The organism is Spirulina sp. 06S082, assembly GCF_034932145.1.
Classification (GTDB): Bacteria; Cyanobacteriota; Cyanobacteriia; order Cyanobacteriales; family Spirulinaceae; genus CCY15215.
In genome coordinates this window covers 1-16,914 of record NZ_JAYGHV010000280.1, presented here as the reverse complement: position 1 = coordinate 16,914, position 16,914 = coordinate 1, and the positions used below count along the sequence as shown (strand labels likewise).

The 16,914-nt window shown below is 40.2% G+C and carries 18 protein-coding genes; 14 read left to right on the top strand and 4 right to left on the bottom strand.

The features are described 5' to 3' along the window. Positions 1-16 precede the first annotated feature (16 nt). On the bottom strand, positions 17-1,729 hold the full coding sequence (locus VB714_RS16850) for an NB-ARC domain-containing protein (protein ID WP_323225800.1): 1,713 nt from the start codon (positions 1,727-1,729) through the stop codon (positions 17-19). 102 nt (positions 1,730-1,831) lie between these two features. Here VB714_RS16850 and VB714_RS16845 point away from each other — a divergent pair, with 102 nt between their 5' ends. After that, entirely contained in the window at positions 1,832-2,179 is a 348-nt protein-coding gene (locus tag VB714_RS16845; protein ID WP_323225799.1) for a hypothetical protein, read from the top strand. On the opposite strand, the gene VB714_RS16840 is transcribed toward VB714_RS16845, so the two are convergent. Next, entirely contained in the window at positions 2,162-2,506 is a 345-nt protein-coding gene (locus tag VB714_RS16840; RefSeq protein WP_323225798.1) for a hypothetical protein, read from the bottom strand. The two genes, VB714_RS16845 and VB714_RS16840, sit on opposite strands and share 18 nt — an antisense overlap. Positions 2,507-2,682: 176 nt before the next feature. Here VB714_RS16840 and VB714_RS16835 point away from each other — a divergent pair, with 176 nt between their 5' ends. Next, on the top strand, positions 2,683-2,913 hold the full coding sequence (locus VB714_RS16835) for a hypothetical protein (RefSeq protein ID WP_204102664.1): 231 nt from the start codon (positions 2,683-2,685) through the stop codon (positions 2,911-2,913). Positions 2,914-2,937: 24 nt separating this feature from the next. On the opposite strand, the gene VB714_RS16830 is transcribed toward VB714_RS16835, so the two are convergent. Beyond that, entirely contained in the window at positions 2,938-3,201 is a 264-nt protein-coding gene (locus VB714_RS16830; RefSeq protein ID WP_204102663.1) for a hypothetical protein, read from the bottom strand. 289 nt (positions 3,202-3,490) lie between these two features. Between VB714_RS16830 and VB714_RS16825 the strand changes: the two genes are divergently transcribed. The 9 genes from VB714_RS16825 to VB714_RS16785 all read left to right on the top strand — a co-directional run bounded on the left by VB714_RS16825 (position 3,491) and on the right by VB714_RS16785 (position 12,846). After that, positions 3,491-4,948 carry a deoxyhypusine synthase family protein gene (locus VB714_RS16825; RefSeq protein WP_204102662.1) on the top strand — a complete coding sequence of 486 codons (1,458 nt, stop codon included), beginning with the start codon at positions 3,491-3,493 and terminating at the stop codon, positions 4,946-4,948. A 289-nt stretch (positions 4,949-5,237) separates the two neighbouring features. Beyond that, positions 5,238-6,947, top strand: coding sequence for a formyltransferase family protein (locus VB714_RS16820; protein WP_323225797.1), 1,710 nt, complete (start codon positions 5,238-5,240; stop codon positions 6,945-6,947). 74 nt (positions 6,948-7,021) lie between these two features. Next, on the top strand, positions 7,022-7,813 hold the full coding sequence (locus VB714_RS16815; protein WP_323225796.1) for a class I SAM-dependent methyltransferase: 792 nt from the start codon (positions 7,022-7,024) through the stop codon (positions 7,811-7,813). Positions 7,814-7,913: 100 nt separating this feature from the next. Next, on the top strand, positions 7,914-8,846 hold the full coding sequence (locus VB714_RS16810; RefSeq protein ID WP_323225795.1) for a fused MFS/spermidine synthase: 933 nt from the start codon (positions 7,914-7,916) through the stop codon (positions 8,844-8,846). Between the two features lie 151 nt (positions 8,847-8,997). Next, entirely contained in the window at positions 8,998-9,834 is an 837-nt protein-coding gene (locus VB714_RS16805; protein WP_323225794.1) for a hypothetical protein, read from the top strand. A 34-nt stretch (positions 9,835-9,868) separates the two neighbouring features. Continuing rightward, entirely contained in the window at positions 9,869-11,182 is a 1,314-nt protein-coding gene (locus tag VB714_RS16800) for an O-antigen ligase family protein (RefSeq protein ID WP_323225793.1), read from the top strand. 65 nt (positions 11,183-11,247) lie between these two features. Next, complete coding sequence (locus VB714_RS16795; protein ID WP_323225792.1) at positions 11,248-11,502, top strand: hypothetical protein; 255 nt, start codon at positions 11,248-11,250, stop codon at positions 11,500-11,502. Between the two features lie 21 nt (positions 11,503-11,523). Further along, positions 11,524-12,090, top strand: coding sequence for a ribosomal protein S18-alanine N-acetyltransferase (gene rimI / locus VB714_RS16790; protein WP_323225791.1), 567 nt, complete (start codon positions 11,524-11,526; stop codon positions 12,088-12,090). 375 nt (positions 12,091-12,465) lie between these two features. Further along, entirely contained in the window at positions 12,466-12,846 is a 381-nt protein-coding gene (locus tag VB714_RS16785; protein ID WP_323225790.1) for a hypothetical protein, read from the top strand. Between the two features lie 140 nt (positions 12,847-12,986). Here the strand turns inward: VB714_RS16785 and sbcD are convergent, their stop codons facing one another. Next, positions 12,987-14,273, bottom strand: coding sequence for an exonuclease subunit SbcD (gene sbcD, locus VB714_RS16780; protein ID WP_323225789.1), 1,287 nt, complete (start codon positions 14,271-14,273; stop codon positions 12,987-12,989). Positions 14,274-14,343: 70 nt separating this feature from the next. On the opposite strand from sbcD, the gene VB714_RS16775 reads away from it, so the two are divergent. From VB714_RS16775 to VB714_RS16765, 3 genes are read left to right on the top strand one after another with little or no spacing between them, the layout of a single operon-like run. Further along, on the top strand, positions 14,344-15,192 hold the full coding sequence (locus tag VB714_RS16775; RefSeq protein WP_323225788.1) for an ABC transporter permease subunit: 849 nt from the start codon (positions 14,344-14,346) through the stop codon (positions 15,190-15,192). 16 nt (positions 15,193-15,208) lie between these two features. After that, positions 15,209-15,793: a dephospho-CoA kinase gene (gene coaE / locus VB714_RS16770; RefSeq protein WP_323225787.1), complete on the top strand. Its 585-nt coding sequence runs from the start codon at positions 15,209-15,211 to the stop codon at positions 15,791-15,793. Positions 15,794-15,795: 2 nt separating this feature from the next. Beyond that, a complete protein-coding gene (locus VB714_RS16765) occupies positions 15,796-16,914 on the top strand; it encodes a peptidoglycan-binding domain-containing protein (RefSeq protein WP_323225786.1) in 1,119 nt (372 codons plus the stop codon).

The following is a 16,914-nucleotide window of genomic DNA, read 5'->3' as shown; positions in this document are numbered from 1 at the left end:
TGTTGTGGGTTATTTTTTATTTGTTCGTGGATAAAACAGCACTCAAATTAATTTTAGCATAACCAATATCTTTCATAGCACGATCTTTAAGAATTTCCATAACTTCTTCTAAACCATCGGCAAAACTGAGCGTTAGTTCGAGTTTTTCTTGGAGTTTTCTGAGAATTAAATCTCGCTTATCATTCCGTTCACCTCGCGGACTTACCAAACAATGGGTTTTCATAATTTTAATATTTTGGAGCGATCGCCCTTCTAATATTGTTTCTATTTCACGCAAAAATTCATCAAGCAATTGCTTGGTGATATACTTCATAAAAACAGTGCCTAAAGTAAATTCCGCAAACCCATCGATAGATTTAGAAATCTCTAAAAGCGATCGCCGCTTTAAAGATTCTAAAGCCGCGACAATTTCCGAGGAAGAAGTTCCCGAAAATCGCAGATCGTTCTTAATTTGAGAAAGAGAAACGGGATCACCTTCAATTGTCAGCCAATAGACAATTTCTCGCTCTAATGTTGAGAGGCGATCGAATTGTTGATAAAAAATTGTCGGCATGATATCTCCCAAAACCAAGGTACTTTGTTTGAGAAACTCAAAAATTTCTCCCCCAAAAATATCTTGAATGGTGCTAGAAATCAGTTTTAAAGCCAGAGGATGCCCGCGATAGAGTTGAATTAATTGATTTGTACCATTTTGAGATGCAGAAAACCCGCGATCTGTCAATATTTTTCGCGCTTTTTCTAGAGATAATCCTCTTAATTTTAGAGCGCGAATTGGAGAAGAATCGCTTGCTAAAGCAGTAATTTCTCTCGGTTTCTCTCGGGTGACGATCAGCAAACAACTTTGATGGCGTTCTTGACCAATTCGACGAATCAGTTCGCTATAATTTTGGTGATTTTTCTGGTATTGTCCGGCTAATTTTCCCCTCGATAAAATAGCTTCAAAATCATCCAATAATAACAAACATCGGCGATCGCGTAAAAACTCAACAATTTGAGCAATTTGTTCCTCGATCGCAGGGGGAATTTGAGGTTCAGTCTTAGTGCAAAGAAAAGTATGAATTTCTGTTAAGAGATCGCCAATAGGAGGTTCGTGACGCAGCGATCGCCGCAAGACATATTGAAATTGTTCCTGTAAATTTTCTCCCAGTTTAACCGAGAGAGAAGTTTTGCCAATGCCCCCCATACCCGATAAAATGATGAGACGACAGCGATCGCCAAGGATCCATTGTTCGAGTTGTCCGAGTTCCTCTTCGCGTCCGTAAAAGCAAGAAACATCAATCTCCTCATCCCAGTCTTGCTTGCTTGCACTTGAGTGAGTATCCCGGCGATCGACAATCTCCTCCCAAGGTAGTCCTAGGATTTGACAATAGACCTTAAAAGTTTTGGCACTAATGGGGTATTTCCCAGCCAGAAAGCGCTTCCACGTCCCCAGAGACACCCCATAGGCATAAGGTCCCCCAGTATGCCAAGTTCCCGTAGGTTCTAAAATTTGGCTGGCTTCAAGAAAACAAGTGTCATCTTCTGCATTCCAACTCCATCCCTTCTCCTTGCGTGCCTGTTGAATTCGACTCAAGCCCAATTTCGACGATTTCAGCGTTGCCATAGCGTATTTTGACCCATCGTGCAAGATCAATTGTAGTTGATAGTTGACAGTTGATAGCTTTGATAGTTGATAGTTGACAGTTGATAGCTTTGATAGTTGATAGCGTTGATAAGTAGGCTGATCCATTACCGATCTTGGCTTTGTTGAAAGAAAGACGGCATTGTAGGAATAGAGAAACGCACAGTTCGATAAATTGAATTAATCCCTTGTATTTTGAGGAATTCGACCATGCAAATTACAGCTTTTCCAACTAACTTAGAATTACAGTCTTTAAATTGGCAACAAAAATTGAGAATTTTGGCTTCACTGTTTGCCGCGATCGCAGTACAAATTACCAATATCAATCAAGATAGACAAACGAAATATTTACTCAGCGAGGCAATCCGCATCATCGATTGTTGTCGTGTTAGTATTCCCAATAGTTTAACCTTAGAATTGAGCGCTATTCAGAAAGAATGGTTAGCATGGAAAAACCTTTTCCCTGTAGAAGCTGCTCGCAGTTTTATGTCATTTCACGCTCGCAATCAGTCTGTTCGCTTCTTACATATGACTGAAATTCTACCCGAATTCGCGTAGCGCGATCGCGTTTCTAAGTTTGCTGGTCGTGGAGAGCTTTTTGGCTCTCCTTTTCTTATTTTGGTTTAATCGCATTTTATAGCCGAGGGAAAAGCGATCCCAATAGATTATAACTGTTGAAATAGGTTCGGAAAGTCCCAATTTCGGCCAGCTTTTATCTAGAAAATCATCAAACTGATAATCGTCAAATAATTTACACATGGCTTCCGTCCAGTTGGAAACCTCTTCCCCTTCACCACGCACCCAAACTCGCTCTTGGAACTCTGCATCGGCAAATTCCTTCAGGATGGTTTGGATGTTTTTGAACAAGTCGTAAGGATGTATCATAGGAAAGCTAAAGGAAAAATGAAATTGAAATGGGTGACGTACCCGTCACCTATATTCAGAGCAGTTTCATTCGCATTCGTCCATCCTAGTAAATTCTCAGGTACTGAGATAATTGCCGGACAAGCAGCACAAAGACCTATAATTAAACCAGTCACTCTGAAAGCAAGGCGTAGAAAATGTCCTCAGAAAATATTGCTACTGTCGTCAAAATGCTAGAATCTTTGCCAGATGAGCTTCATGAGCAAGCGATCGCTCATTTACGAGAATATTTGGCTGATTTGCAAGATGAACTTGAGTGGGATCGGTTAGTGGAAAAAACTCGACCTCAATTGATTCGTACTGCAATACAGGCAAAACAAGAAATAGCAGAGGGAAAAGCAACTCCAATGGATTACGATCGCTTGTAATTGGCAAATTTGGAAAAGCGATTGCTAAGAGTAAAATTGCTCGTAATTGTCGTGACTCCCAATCCAAAACCAAGTTACTGTATCTTCTTCAAGAATACCTATTGCTCGATATTTTCGAGTTATACGAACAGACCAGATGCCTTTCTCGCGATCGATACATTTAAAATGTAAGGAAGGGTGAAAGGGATTCTGTCTCCACAAATGATACGCTTTTCTTGCTTGTTTTTGTATTTTCAAGTCCAGAGTGCGATACGATTGCCAAAAAGACGGTAAAGTTTTAGATTTCATAAATATATTATCGATTTTTCCAATTCTAGCGATCGCACCCCATAAAAAAATAGATGCCGATATCGACATCTAAACAAAGATTGCAAAGTATATAGTTAAGCTGAAACGAGAGCAGTTTCGTTTGCTGTTAAAGGTTTTGTGGTATAGTTTTTAGGTCTTCGCGGCGATCGCACGGCATTTTCAAACAAAGGAAAGAGAATTTCTAACTCTTTCAACCGTTAAAAAGTTCAACTTTTATCCTGAAAATTTCTTCATAAATTATTTTAGTGTGATTTAATCTTGTATGCAAATGAATACGACTGACTCTTTTTTAAAAGAACTCGAACCTCTCAACTTACAAAAATGTTATTCTGTTAGTGATATTGTTGAAGCCATGAGTTATTGCTCCTTTGGGGCGAGGATGCTGGGAGAAACAACTACTAAAATTTACGAGTGGATTGTGACAAATAAAGCCCCGATTGCTATTTATGACGGGAATTTAGACAGTCCTCTCGGACAGTTATTACAAGAAATGAGCGCCCGAAAATGGTTTACAAAAATCGTTGCACCAAAGGATTATACTCGACCTGTTTTTGGAGGCGAAAATGCGATCGTTATTGGGGCATATTCAGAAAGTGTAGCAGAGAATATCTATAGCACTCCCAAAGAGGCTATTTTTTTGAATCAATTTGCAATGGTAAAACCAGGTCAAACCACAGATGGCTATTTTCCCAATGTTATCTTTTCCGATCCTAACTTTCTCCTCCCAGTCATTTTTATAACCTTGGAAGAAAGGTTGCGCGATCGGAAAAGTTCTATCACCGACCTCATGAAAATTTTAGCCCATTATGAGGGATTGGCCGCCGAAGTCAGTTCGGGATCTCAAACATTACGCGCCATGATACAAGATCCAGATTGTCTAGTTTTTCTGACATTAAGTGGTGCAATGACCATTGCCAAAATGGGATTGATTATTTGCGATTTAATCGATATGAAAGCCGTACAAGCTGTTTGTAGCACAGGTGCTTTGATGGCTCATGGATTAGTTGAAAGTGTGGGCTTAAAACACTTCAAATATAATCCTCAAAAAGATGATGCTAATTTAGCAAAATTAAAGATGAATCGGGTGACAGATACATTAGAACCTGAAGATAACTTAGAGCATATTAAAACAATACTAGATCGTATTCTCGATGAATATACTCATCTAAAACCGATTGGAACGCGATATTTTCATCAGATAGTTGGCGAACATCTTGCGAAAGAATATTCAGGACAACGCGGAATCTTAAAATCAGCTTATGAGCAGAATGTTCCTGTAATTGTACCTGCTTTTGTTGACTCAGAAATTGGCAATGATATCTATATTTATAACCGAATGTGCGAGCAAACAGGGCGATCGCGTATCGTCTTCGATCTCGAACTCGATACACAATATTTAGTAGAAATGATGACTAATGTTAAAAAAACAGGCATTTTTACAGTGGGTGGAGGAGTGCCAAGAAACTATATCCAAAATCTGGCTCCTTTAGTTGAACTTCTGAACGGATACAAGGATTTTAACCTACCCGAAAGAAAATTATCTTATGGCTGTCGAATTTGTCCCGATCCTATGCACTATGGTCATTTGTCAGGATGTAGTTATTCAGAAGGAATGTCTTGGCGAAAAATGGAAACACGAGGAATGTTTAGCGAAGTTCATGCAGATGCAACATTAATCTTACCGTTTCTGGTTAAATTTTTGATGGAGTCTCGCGAATTGACCTAATTGACATGGATATATTCGTAATTTCAGTATAGTTGGTGCTAGACTTATCTAAATAAATTGCAATGATTTGCTCGGGGAATAACCAGATGAATAAAGCAATAATACTTGTAATTACGGCGTTCAGAAGCAAATCGATTAAGACTGCATTAAAAATCAAGAACTTGACAACTTAATTTACTATTGCTATATTATTTGATGGAATTATACCAGAGATGTATCTAATTATCTCATCATTCCATGCTCTCGAAGCATTGTAAAATACTTTAAACACTTTCTACCAGTCTCTAAAATGGCAGAGTTACAAAACAATGATTATCATCCCCAACCCCTCAGTTGCTTTGTCATAGGAGCATCCATTTTACCTTGTTTGAAATGCGTACAGTCTCTGCTCGATCGCGGACATAAAGTTCATGGTTTTATTTCTTTAGATAGTACGTTAGCAAAATGGTCATCGGAACAGAATTTGCCTTTTTTAGCAATCAATAACGAATGCTCGTCTTCCGATGACGACATCATCGACTTTTTAAGTCAACATCCTTTCGACTATTTGTTTAGCATTGAAAATTACTATATTCTTTCTGAGGAAATATTAAAACTTCCTCGGAAAGGAGCGATAAACTACCATAATTCTCTTTTACCAAAATATGCAGGTTGTGAAGTAGAATATTGGGCAATTGTGAATCGTGAAGAGATACATGGAATAACCTGGCATTTTATGAGTGGGCGAGTGGATACTGGCGACATTATCAAACAAGTTTCCTGTACAGTATCACCTACGGAAACAGCTTACTCATTAAACCAAAAATGCGATTGGGCTGCTGTTGAATCTTTCCGTCAACTTATTGATGAATTAGCCGAATTAAGCGGCGATCGCATCTCAACCACCAAGCAAAATTTGCAAGAGAGAACATATTATTATTTCTCCAAACGTCCCCCGATGGGGTGTGTTTTTTCTTGGCATCTTTCTGCCGAAGATATTGATACTTTTATTCGCGCTCTAACTTATATTTCTTATAAAAATTATGTCGGTACACCTAAAATTGTCATTGAGAATGAATTTATCATTGTTTCTCAAGTTTGTCTCTTAAACTTGAAATCCGGTCATCCTCCTGGAACAATTGTTAAGATACAGTCTCACTCCCTTCAGATTGCGACGAAAACCAATGATATTCTTTTAAGCAAAGTTTTTACAATTGATGGTGAAATATTACCGCTTTCTGAATTTATTTCTAAGTTTTCCTTATTTGCAGGATATCAGTTTAGCGATCTAGATGCAACATTAGGCGATCGCCTAACCAAAAGCTACAAACAGGCTCTCAAACAAGAAGACTTTTGGTTAACAAGATTGACTCAACTACAACCTACTGCTTTAACGCAGAATAATGTCTCCAATTTAGACAAAAATTTCCCAGAGTATGTCGTCACTCATAGCTCGTTACCTGATGAAGTTCTCAATGTTTTAGAAAACCAATATCCCCAAGAAAATTTATCTGATTTTCTTTTATCTATTTTTATAATTTATGTTCATATACATCAAAAAATATTTGATATAGAGTTAGGATACAGGGATGAAAAAATACAACAAGAGTTCCAACAATTAGCAGGCTTTTTTGCTTCTCATGTCCCTTTTTGTCTCAAAATAGATAGTCAAATGACATTCAGAAATTTAATAATGCACGTACAGAAAGAAGTGCAAACTATTCGAGAGGGTAAAACTTACTGTCGGGACATCTTTTTTCGGTATCCCAAACTGGGCGATCGATGCCAAGAAAAATATCAGTTTCCTCTGATTGTAGAGAGGGTACAAAAACTAGAGAATCTTAAATCTAACGCCGACATGACGCTATTTGTTCCGGAAAGTGGAGACAGTTATGCTTGGGGATATGTTGGAGGAGTTTTCAACTTAGAAGTTGAGGAAAAGATATCAGATCGATTAAATACAATTGCTCGTCAAGTTCTCCAGAATTGGGATGGAGAGATTAGTAAGATAATAGGGTAGGTGTTGACTTTTGAAAAGTATTATGATATAAAAAGTCGGTGCTTGTAATTGCAAAATTGAATGAAAATAAAAAAATGAAAAAAATGGATGTCGATCGCTTGATTTTCTATGATGGCGATATTTATGATGCTTATCTCGCTTCACCTTGTCTATTTGATACAGACCACACAACAGAAATTGATCGGGTATTTTGGCGGGAACGAGTTAAAGAATGTGGCGATCCAGTACTTGAAATTGGCTGTGGTACAGGGCGGGTTTCAATCCCCTTAATGGAGGCGGGATTTTCTGTTGTTGGTGTTGATTTTTCCCAGTCTATGTTAGCGCAGGCTCGAAAAAAAACCGATCGCGTTGAATGGATTCAAGAAGATGCCCGCACCTTCAATTTAGAGCGAAAATTTGCTTGTATTCTTGCTCCCTATTATGTTCTCAGTTACTTTCATGAGTTAGACGACCTAGAAGCTATACTAAAAAACTGTAAAACACATCTCAAATCTAACGGAAAACTTATTTTGGATATTCCTTATTTTTCTCCTCAGTTTTGGCGCGAGTTTTTTGAGAATATGGGTTTAGTTGAAAACCTGCGTGAATTTGTTCATCCTCGCACTGGAGAAAAGATAGACACTAAGTTCGATCAAGAATATGATTTTGAGCGACAAATTTACTCTGAAATTATAATTTATCACTTCCCGAATGGAAAGGTTGTGTCAGATCGACTCGAACATCGTATTTATTTTCCTCAAGAAATCAAAGCAATTTTGAAGTACAATGGTTTTAGAGTCGATCGTTGTTTTGGCAATTATGATAGTACGCCCTTCCAAGAAAATTCTCCCCACCATATTCTCGTTTGCAGTCATTGGGAATCCTAACGGGACTTCAGCAAACAATCTCCGATTTTTAATTGCTAATTCCTGCGCGATCTGACACGAATCTGAACCGTAAATCAACATTCTATAGACTTAAAAATTCATGCCTGAAGACTATTTCAGCACTGGTTTAAAAATTTGTACCCCCATCACCGAGCGAGATGTTTGCTTGCACGCGATCGATCAAATTTTATTTGTTACGAAAACAGCTTATCAACAAGTTCATATTGTTGAAAGTAGTTCTTACGGTAAATCATTACTCCTCGATCGTGACTATCAATCCTCTACTATAGATGAACATTTCTACCACGAATTTTTGGTACATCCGGCTCTATTAGCCTGCGAAAAAGCACCCCAGCGCGTGTTAATTTTAGGAGGAGGAGAAGGTGCAACCTTGCGAGAAGTCTTACGCTGGAAAAGTGTCGAACAAGTTGTGATGGTTGATATTGATGGGGAGGTCGTAGAAGCCTGTCGCCAATACTTACCAGAAATGCACCAAAATGCTTTTGACGATCCCCGTACCCTCTTAAAAATTGGTGATGCTATGGCATTTCTCGAGGAAACTCAGGAAACTTTTGATGCGATCGTCTCCGACTTATCTGACCCCATTGAAGAAGGTCCCTCTTTTCAGCTATTCACGCAAGAATATTTCCAGAAAGTTCGTCGCCATCTCAATCCGGGAGGGTGTTTTGTTATGCAGGCTGGCTCGGTAGATTTTCCTTATCTTCCCGTACACGCTCGTTTGTTTAACACTGTGAAATCTCTGTTTTCTGATGTTGAATCCTATACTTATTTTATTCCTAGCTTCTTTTCTAATTGGGGATTTATTATGGCCGCCGATCGCCCCATCAATACCCATCCCGATCCGAAGGCGATCGATAAAACGATCGCAGAACAAATAACAGGAAAATTACGAGAATTTGATGGAGTTTCCTGGTTAGGAGCAGCACAATTACCTCGTTATATTCGCGAGGCGATCGCCCGAGAAACCCAAATTTATACCCTTTCCAGTCCACCCAAACACCAACGCTTTTAGCTGAATGCTTCCCTTACCAAGAATTGCACGCCGATCGCGTCCGCTAACTGTACTCTGAGAGGATAAACGCCTAACTCCCACGAGCATAGTAGAATGGAAAAACTCAACTCGGGATCGTCGGGAAAAATAAATCGTTTTGGAGGTTAAACCATTGGACGAACTCAGAGAAGCCCTAGAACTCGCTAACGAAGAAGAACTGCAACAACTCACCAATATCCTTTTCTGTCGCCGTTTGAACCCCATCGATTACTTGCGAATGCCCGATGTGCTAGAAGTACAAAGCCGCGATCGCATTTCTTGGCTAGACTCCATTGAACAAAGATTTCGCTTTCTCGCTGCTGATGGCTTGACTGTATTAAAAGGGCAAAGCCAAAATATCTCCTATCGCCAAGTTTTGCTGCGGGTTTGCCATTATCTCAAAATGCCCTACTCCCAAGAAATGAGCGTCGTGGATCTCGAAGCGGAAGTGTTTTTACACTTAATGGGCAAAATTTGGCAGGGTCTTCCCGCTTCAGAAAAGAAAGATTTGAGCGATCGCGTCCAGAAGTCCCTCGCTAATGCCGATCTTGCCCGTCCCCTGCCCTTAAAATTGCAAAACGATCCCGTGACCATTCTCCTCAAAGGCAGTGGCGTTATCGCCGTAAATTCCGTGGTACAATCCCTAATTTTGCAACAGATCGCCAAGCAATTTGCCCTGCATTTTGCCCGTTACCAAGCCGCCCGCGCTACCCTCGTCCAAGGAGGCGCGATCGCCGCCAGCAAACTGCAACACCATTTAGCCCTACAAACCGCAAAACGCGGCATGGCGGTTGCTGTGGCACGACAGGGGGCCGTAAAAACCGCCTTTGCTTTCCTCGGTCCCATCCTCTGGGCAAGTTTTTTCGCCGATCTCGGTTGGCGGGCGATCGCCACTAACTACAGCCGCATTATCCCAACAATCTTTGCCTTGGCACAAATTCGCCTGACGCGATCGGAGTGTTGGGCTTAGGATAAAAAAGAGAGGAGGAGAGGAAGAGAGGAAGATGTGGAAAAAAACGAGCAAACAGTCTTCATCTTTGGCTTACCTCCGGGACCTGTGGATGTGGGATAGTTTTCAAATTGGGGCATTTCTGCAACCCATGTTGCCTGGAATAGCCGCTATTCCTTATTCTGCTGCGGCGATCGGGGTTTGGCCGAAAGAAGGGAAAGCGATCGTCAAATCTCCCTTAACTCGCGCTTTTGCCCTCCTCAGTTTGCTCCTTTTTATCAGTACGGTTTTTGCCGATCGCCCCCTGGAAGCCTTAGCGGGAATGGCCAATTTTTTCCCTTATTTTATCTGGTTTTGTACGGTTCATTTTCTGATTCAAACCCCCAGCCAATTACGCAAACTGGCTTGGTTATTAGTCTTTTCCTCTCTACCCATTTGTTTTCTCGGTTTAGGACAGATATTTTTTGGCTGGATAACTCCCGAATTTTGGGCGACGCTTTCGGGGTGGACTCTCATTCCCTACGGTAAACCTGAAGGGCGAATGTCTTCTGCTTTCATGTATGCAAATGTCCTTGCTTTTTATCTTTTGGTTATTTTAATGTTAACTTTGGGCTTATGGATCGACGTATTTCGACAGTGGAATGAAGACAAGCAACGCCAATCTTTACAAGTTTTAGGATTCTTATCGGGGGCAATTTTTCTGAATTCTCTGTCTCTTCTTCTCACCCAATCTCGCAATGCTTGGGTGTTAGCCATTTTAGGTAGTTTGGCTTTTGCATTTTACATCGGTTGGCGATTATTAGTGTTAGGAATTGCGGCTTGTGCGGGGACGATCGCCTGGGCTTCTTTTGCCCCAGCATGGGGAGGGGAAACATTGCGCCAAATCGTCCCTTATTTCTTCTGGGGACGGCTATCGGGGGAAATGTATCCCAATATGCCTATTCCTCTTTTACGCATGACGCAATGGCAATTTTGCGGGCATCTGATTCGCGATCGCCCTCTCTTGGGTTGGGGACTGCGGAATTTTTCTTTTCTCGACAAGGATGCAACGGATGTTTGGTTGGGACATCCCCACAATCTTTTCCTGATGTTAGCTGCGGAAACAGGAATCATTGCCACACTTTTATTTTGCGCGATCGTGGGGTGGATTTTGGCACGAGGTGTTTTATTATTAGGCAATTCTGTTTTTGGCGATCGCGATCGCCTTATTCTCTTTACTTTTTTTGTTGCTTTTATCACCTGTATCGGCTTCAATTTTTTAGATGTCTCGGTCTTCGATTTGCGAATTAATACCCTCGGATGGGCTTTACTGGCTGCGATCGCGGGAGTAACGAGATATCAAGATTGCCTTCATCGTCAGGACTCGTAAAAAACTGCTTTTCGAGATCAAAATTCCCTTAAAATAAAAAAGACGAAAATTTCCCCAATCCTACCATGAATCCTATCGCGATCGTACTGTTGGTTTTATTAGCAATCATAATCTGGAAAGTCTGGCAAAACTCTCGCAAAACCAAGGGAATCAGACGCGGTGGTAATATCGATCGCGATCTCCTCAAAGCCTTACAGGGAGATGCTAAATTAGCAGAACGCTTATTAGACCAAGCTAGGCTTAAATATCCAGGAAAATCAGAACGTTGGTATATCGAAAAAGTAATCTACGATATCAATCGCGATCGCGGACGCATATAACAAAACCCCTAAAAAAATTATATGACCTTCTCAACATTGCAGATATTGCCCCTGACTCAAGCCGGTATCGAGGCCGCAGTGGAACTAGATCGCCTTTGTTTAGGAGGAATGTGGAGTTTGCAGGGCTATCAAAGGGAATTAGACAGCCCCAACAGCGAAATTTTAGTGCTATCTCTTCCTTGCAAAGGAAAAGATAATACCATCGTCGGGATCGGCTGTTTTTGGGCAATTTTGGAGGAAGCACACATCACTCTCCTCGCCATTCATCCCGACTATCAAGGGCAAGGTTTGGGGCAACTTTTACTCTATTCCTTGTTAGAAAAAGCCGTACAACGGCAATTAGAACGAGCAACCTTAGAGGTTAGAGCCTCCAATCAAATCGCCCTCTCACTCTATCAAAAATTTGGCTTTAAAGAAGCCGGACGACGGAAAAAATATTATCCCGGTACCGAGGAAGATGCCTTAATTCTCTGGTCTGGAGGCTTAAATAAGCCCGAATTTAGCCAACAATTAAGCAGTTTGTCTGCACAAATTTTCTCTCGTTTGGCTAAGGCAGGGACTTGGCAAGTAGAACCGATTTCTTTCTGAGAAAAACTACTATTTTATGTAAAGAACTGTAACAAAAATATTTTTAGCTGGGCGATCGCCGTCAAGGGCTACCATGAACGATCGACTTCTATTTTATAAGTTTTGTAAAGAAATGCCGGAAAGGGCGATCGGTTCAATAAAGATAACTCAATAGGTGCAAATCCCAGCACAATAGGGTTTTGAGAAATTTTCCTTGTTCTCTATTTTCACAAAATCACAATCCGAAAGCATAACGTTTCCAGAAATAATGTAAAGTTTGATTACAAACATTTCATCTTCCTGAAGAATTTATCTATACTGACTTATCAATGAACGCGCAAAGAAAAATTGAAAATTAACAAAACCGATTTAATTTAAACTAGGAGGATAAGGAAAATGGTGTTAGCACAAGGACGGAGTTGGGAAAAAACCTACTGGGCGATCGCAAAAAGTTTTCTAACCTGGAGCTTTACTTTACTTGTTTGTTTATTAGTGGTGGGATTTCCCCTTGTTGTTTTAATGACAACGATCGCGGTATTAGCGGCTATTATTTTACAATCAGTGCTTCCCGTTAGCGCGGTGTTATTGGTTGTGGGAAGTACAGTTGGCATTAATATTTTGGCAGTTTTATTGGGTGCCACCGTGTTAACGTTTAAAGGCATTCATCCAGAAGAAGTCAGTTGGTTGAGTTGGCTGCATGGCGAATCTACAAAAGCCAAAGAACCTACTTTTGCTTCTTGTCCTTTAACTTGTGAAATTGGCAATCAAGCCATTTAAACCAGCAATTTGACAAGCATTCAAAATTCGAGATTTTGAAGCTATAAAGTTTTGTAAAGTTTGCAGTGCAAAGTGAAGGTATCGGGGTAAGGTTAAGAACCTACCCCGATTTTCTTAGGGGATATTTTGAAACTAGGTTTTCAAGATAATAGACTTAATTGACTCACCTTTTTTTCAACATTATTTATATCTTCAACATTAAAGCCAATTTCCTCTCCATTCAATAAACGTTCTGCTGCATCCAACATTTCCGATGAGAGTGCCTTTAAATCTTCACGATTTCCCAAATAAGTTTTTAAGGCATCAAGGGGATCGAGGCTATTATTTGCCCCTAATTCGGGCAATCTGGGTCGAGAAAGCTGACTGGTTAATTCTGGAACAATTGTATAAGTATGTGCTTCTTCTAATGCTTTTTGCAAGGTCGCTGAATCAATTTGTTCTATTTGATCGGAACGCAGTTTATAAATTAAGCGAACAACAGCATCTTGAATCTCTTTTTGAGCAATAGCTTGTAAAATGGTTTCTTCGGGGTTTTCTGTTTGAGAAATATCCACATTAATTGTACAAAATCGACGGGCAGGAATGGAACAAAACTCCCAATTTACTTTACCTTTCTTAATATCAACTAAAACATAACCTTTTTCTTCCTTTTCCTCGCTAAAATCAACTCGTTCGATACTGCCTGGATAAATAACAGGAGGATTGTTTTCAGGATTGAGATTTTGATGTTTGTGAACATGGCCGAGGGCGACATAATCAAATTCTTCTCGTATTAACAAAGACATCGGTAAGGTAAATCCTTTCCCCACTGCTAAAAATCTTTCTGCCCCTAAATTTGCTCGATCTGCCATTAAATGAGCTAATAATACTGTGGGTAATTCCGGATCGAGTTTGCGAATTTCTCCCTCTAAAACCGGATTTAAGCGATCGATTAACATGATATTTACATCAGCCATTGATAGCCCTTCTGTTTCCGGACGAGTTAATAAGGTCGATCGCGTCAACCAAGGTAAAGTAATGACTTGAATATCGCCATTTTTAGTTTGAATGCGGTGAGTTTCGATAGTATCTCCCACAATAAACCCCGGTACTGCTAAAGTGCGATAAATCGATAAACTTGCCCCTCCCGTCCCTTGAGAATGCAAATCGTGATTTCCCACTAATAAAATCGTGGGAATATTGAAAGCTGCAAGACGTTGAAATTGTTTCGCAAAGGCTTGCTGGACGTAGGGAGGGGGTGTAGCATCGGGAAAGGCATCTCCCCCAAAAAGCACTAAGTCTGCTTCCTCAATAGCGCGATCGATACAATGTTCTAATGTCTTGACAAAATCCTCTAATCGTGTATTTAAACCCGTTTCGGGATTAATACGACCATGAGGAAAGCTACTCCCGAGATGAATATCAGAAAGATGTAGGATTTTAATCATTTTCTGTAAATTGTTAGTTGTGGATTGTGGATTATTGCGCTTAACTGTTAACTATCTATTTGTAAGGAATATGCCTGTGTTTTGGAATTTAGTCGCGATCGAACTGGAAAAAACAGTAAGACGACCTCTCTTTTTATTCTTTTTGGGTTTATTGGTGGGATTGCTTCTCTTTATTTTCTTAGGGGGATTATTTACCTTTGAACTGGTTACGACTCCAGAAAGTAAAGCCTTTTTTAAAGAAGTCCTGGCTGGGACAGCAGGAGGAGAACTCGCACTTTCTCTAGTCTTGAATTTAGGTGGCTTTTCTTTATTAATTTTAACCGCCGCGATCGCCACTTCAGAATATCAGTGGCGCGTCCTACATTTATACTTGAGTCATGGGGTAGGACGCACAATACTTTTATTTGCCAAATTAACGGCACTAGCGGCGATCGCGGTTTTGTTTGTTTTGGTTGCCCTTGTTTTGGGTTTAGTTTTGGGATTACCTTTAGTCATCCCCATGGGAGGAGAAGTAACAATGGCGGGCATTGGCGGTGTTTTCTGGCAAGCACCTCGAGTCTTTTTAGCAATGTTACCATTTATTGCGATCGCATTTCCCATTGCCGTTTTAACTCGTTCTATTGCGGCAACTAATACAATAACTTTATTGTATGTTTTTATTGTCGAACCTGTTCTAACAACTGCCGGAAATTTCTCGGGTGAACCTTTTTCTGAACTTACCCGCTATTTACCCTTTCAACTTACCCAAGCCTTAGTACGAAAACTTCCCTCTCCTTCTGAGATTCCCGAGGGGATGGAAGAAGCATTTAGAAAAGCATTTTTCGATCCGAGTTTAGCCGCTTTTTGTATTACAGTTTGGCTTATTCTCTTGACGATCGCCGCTTGGCTAATCTTTCGTCAACAAGATTTAGCCAGTTAGATAATGTACAACAAAAATGATTTATCGTATTGGATTAACGGGAGGAATTAGCACGGGGAAAAGCACTGTTTCCCAGTATCTCGATCGCGTACATGGTCTTCCTATTCTGGATGCAGATATTTACGCTAGAGAAGCCGTCGATCGCAATTCTCCTATCCTAACTACAATTGCACAACGCTACGGAGAGGGAATTTTGCTTCCCGATCGCTGTCTCCAGCGTCAAAAACTGGGGGAAATCGTTTTTTCTGACCCTGAAGAGAGAAAATGGTTAGAAGCGCAAATACATCCCTACGTGCGCGATCGCTTTGTTACAGAATTAGCGACCCTCAACGCTACAATTGCAGTATTGGTCATTCCCCTTCTCTTTGAAGCAGATATGACGAATTTTGTCAATAGTATTTGGGTGGTTTCCTGTTCTCCCGAACAACAACTGCAACGTTTGTGCGATCGCGACGGAATTTCCCCAGAACAAGCGCGATCGCGCATCGACAGCCAAATTCCTCTAACCGAAAAGATTGCTGCTGCTAATGTTGTCTTAGATAATTCGTCTACTGTAGAACATCTGCTCTCTCAGGTAGATGCCGCATTAAACCATCAATAACAATGATAAAAATTGTTTCTTTTTCGAGAAAATCTTGGAAAATTGCTCAAAATTCTAGAGAAGAACAACCTCCAGATCGATCTGAGTCTCAGCCTCGCACCCTTGCTAATTCTACTAATAATTACTTGGGTTTAGTCTTCTTGTCTATTTTTCTCTTTCTCTTCCTGATTTTTTTATTACTGAAACGAAAAACAAAAGAGATTCGCCTCTCAATTTTTGCCACTTTTTTACTTGCTTCTTTATTAACCGTTTATACTTCAGTCCAAATAACAACTAAATTTTTAATCGGAGATGAAAAAGATAGCAAGACAGAGGGAATTAGCTCGAAGGATGAGATAATTGTAAGTCAAACAAAAAAGAAGAAAGTTCGCGATCGCAAACCTAAAGACACAACGAAGGATAACCCAGAAAAATCAAAAATAGAGTCAAAATCAAACAATTCTGATGAATCGGAAAATAACTCGGAAAATAACAATGTTCAAGCGAAAAAATTGAACAATGGGAACAATAAAAAAACAGAATCTAATCGCGAAGAGGGCAATATTTCCCAAGAAGCTAACACGACAAATGAGGGCAATATTTCCCAAGAAGCTAACACGACAAATTCAGCCAATAATGTACCCAATCCTTCTCGTTCTTCCCTATCCCAACCCACCAATTTAGAACAATCTCCAAAACCAGAAAATAGAACAACATCTAATCAAAATAAAAGAAACTCAGACAATAGTACAACACGACAGCGCAATCTCTCTTCAGCAAATCAACAGACTCCCATAAATCGAGGAAATAATTCTCGCGATCGCAGTAATAATGCTATAAATCAAGGAAGAAGTTCTCGCGATCGCAGTAATTCTGCATCCGTACAAACTTCCCTATTTAGACCCATACTCCTCAAACTTGGCGATCGCGGTTCTGATGTTATTCTCTTGCAAACACTACTCAAAGAATTAGGTTACTATACCTTTAATATTGATGGCGATTACGGTCTTTCCACAGAACTTGCTGTTAGGAACTTTCAACAACAAAATAACCTTCTTGTCGATGGTGTTGTCGGTTTTAGTACCTGCAATATTCTTAACGCAAAAACTACAAATACAGAAATAAAATGCTCCAATCGATAG